Source organism: Synechococcus sp. RC10A2 (genome assembly GCF_047502605.1).
This window is the reverse complement of the sequence record NZ_JANSHP010000102.1, coordinates 1-2,801: the sequence shown is the minus strand read 5'-3', so window position 1 is coordinate 2,801 and position 2,801 is coordinate 1. Positions and strand designations below refer to the sequence as shown.

1 protein-coding gene is annotated in these 2,801 nt (G+C 65.2%); it reads right to left on the bottom strand.

The features are described from left to right. Positions 1–220 precede the first annotated feature (220 nt). The coding region (gene infB, locus NW848_RS14320; RefSeq protein ID WP_414511344.1) for a translation initiation factor IF-2 at positions 221–2,801 on the bottom strand (2,581 nt) is incomplete at its 5' end.

The following is a 2,801-nucleotide window of genomic DNA, read 5'->3' as shown; positions in this document are numbered from 1 at the left end:
AGAGCCGCCGGATAAAGCCGCCCCGCAGCAGCAGCTTGTGGCTGATCAGTTCTGCTTCGGCAGGATCCTCCCGCAGGGTTACAAACAACATCTGACTCAATCTCTGGCTCCGTTGCATCCCTCCCCTCCACTTAGCAACTGCTTCCGTTGTTCTGGAGCAAATCCTCCCTCCTAGATCCCCTGGACTGGGATCCCTGCGACGCTAGGCCACCCAAATTAACTAGGCAGGAGCCAGCGTCCGCCGCTTGGTAACCATCTGGTAGACCTCGATAAGGTCCCCTTCTTGCCAGGCATCGAACTTCTCGATGCCGATCCCGCACTCGAAACCGGCGGCCACCTCCCGCACGTCGTCCTTGAAGCGCTTCAGAGAATCGAGACGGCCCTGGTAGACCACCTCCCCTTTGCGGCGAACCCGCACCAGAGCGTTGCGCTGCACCTTGCCGGAGAGCACGTAGCTGCCGGCAACCGCACCGCGGCTGATGGGGATGACTTTGCGCACTTCCGCCTGGCCCAGCGGCTCCTCCACCTCCTCCGGCTCCAGCAGGCCCTCCATCGCTGCCCGCAGATCGTCCAGCAAGTTGTAGATGATGTCGTATTCGCGCACATCCACCCCCTTGTCGTCGGCAGCCTGCCGCGCGCCGGGGGCGAAGCTGGTGTTGAAACCCAGAATAATGGCGTCGCTGGCTGCTGCCAGATCCACGTCAGTCTCGGTGATCTCCCCAGGAGCTGCTAGAAGCACTCGCAAGCGCACTTCTTCTTGCGGCAGATCCTGCAGCGCCGTCTGGATGGCCTCGGCGGATCCCTGCACGTCCGTCTTGATGATCAAGTTCAACTCCTTGAGCTGGCCTTCCTGGGCCTTGGCAGAGATGCTGCCCAAACTCACCCGCCGCGACAGCAGCGCCTGTTGCAGACGGGCTTGCCGCAGGGCTTCCGCTCGCTCCTCGGCAATCCGCCGGGCTTCTTTCTCGTCGGCGTACACCTGGAACTCATCCCCCGCTGCGGGCACCTCCTCCAGGCCCAACAGTTGCACCGCCGAAGAGGGCCCCGCTTCCTGCAGCCGTTGGCCGCGGTCGTCCATCATCGCCTTGACCCGGCCCAAGACGGCGCCGGCCACCAGGGTATCGCCCACCCGCAGGGTACCGTTTTGCACCAACAGAGTAGCCACCGGGCCGCGAGCCTTGTCCAGGTGGGCTTCGATCACGGTGCCGCGGGCAGGCCGGTTGGGGTTGGCCTGCAGCTCCGCCACATCGGCCACCAACAGGATCATCTCCAGCAGCGCGTCCAGGTTGCGGCGAGTGAGGGCGCTCACCTCCACCATGGGCGTGTCGCCGCCCCACTCCTCCGGCAACAGGCCGTGCTCTGCCAACTGCTGCTTGACGCGCTCCGGCTGGCTGCCGGGCTTGTCGATCTTGTTGATGGCCACGATGATCGGCACCTGGGCTGCGCGAGCGTGGCTGAGGGCCTCCAGCGTCTGCGGCTGCACCCCGTCGTCGGCAGCCACCACCAAAACGGCAATGTCGGTGACGCGGGCGCCGCGAGCGCGCATGGCGGTAAAGGCCTGGTGGCCGGGAGTATCCAGGAAAACAATGCGCCGCTTCTGGCCTTCGAAGTCCACGTCCACGTGGTAAGCGCCGATGCGCTGGGTGATCCCGCCGGCTTCTCGCTGGGCCACATTGGTGTGGCGGATGGCATCGAGCAGAGTGGTTTTGCCGTGATCCACGTGGCCCATGATGGTCACCACCGGCGGACGTGGCACCAGATGGTCGATGTCCTCCAGATCGAGGATCTCGGTTTTCTTGGCTTTGGGCTCTGCCTCGGGCCGACGTACTTCGTAGCCCAACTCTTTGGCCACCGACTCGGCCAGCGACTCGTCCAAAACCTGGTTGATGGTCACCCTCACTCCTTTAAAGAAGAGGGTTTTGATGATCTCGGTTTCGGCTACCCGCAGGCGGCGGGCCAATTCTTGCACGGTGAGGCTGCCCTCCAGGAGCAATACCTTCTCTTCTGGCAAGGATTCTGCTGCGGCCTCAGGAGCAGTAGCTTCGGCGGAGGCCGAGGGCCGCTGGGGGCGCTCAGCAGCCGGGCGAGGGCGAGCTGCTGCCGCGGGCGGACGATAGGAGGGGGGCTTGGCGGTGGGGCGCGCCAAGGGTTTGAGCGCGTTCAGCTCCGCCTGCTTGACGCTGGAGAGGACGGTCAAGGGATCCAAATCCAGAACGTCTCCGTCTCCTTCCTCTCTTCTGCGGCTGCGTTTGCGCTTGGCCTGGGTGCGGCCGGCCCGTCGTTCGAGGGCTTGTAGTTCCTCGTCCTCTTCTTCCACCGTCTTGCGCTTGAGTTTGGGCGCAGCAGGCCGCACGGGAGCTTCGGCCAACACCGGCGTGGGGCGTTCCTCAGGGATCCCTTCTGGCAAGCGAGGGGAAGCATCCGGCTCAGGGGGAAGAGGCTTAGCCACAGGACGGGTAGGAGGCCCTACCAATTCCAGCCGCCGCTGCGGACGAGGAGCCTCGTCAGCTTTGCCGCTGTCGGAGCTCTCTTCCTTCTTGGCCACCGGCGAGCGCGGCTCGGGACGAGTGCCAGGGCGGACAGGCGCGCCCACCAATTGCGGACGCGGGCGCTGTTCAGCTTGAGGGAGAGAAACCTTTTCCTCGACAGGAGGAGAGGTACGAGCGCCGCTGGGGGAGGGCGCCTCCGCAAGGCCAGGGCGACGGGATTCAGGGGCCCGTTGCGGCGGCTCGGGCCCAGAGGCGGCTCGTCGAGGGGGGGGGAGCACTGTCGGTCGCTTGGCCGCCGGAGCAGGGCTAGGT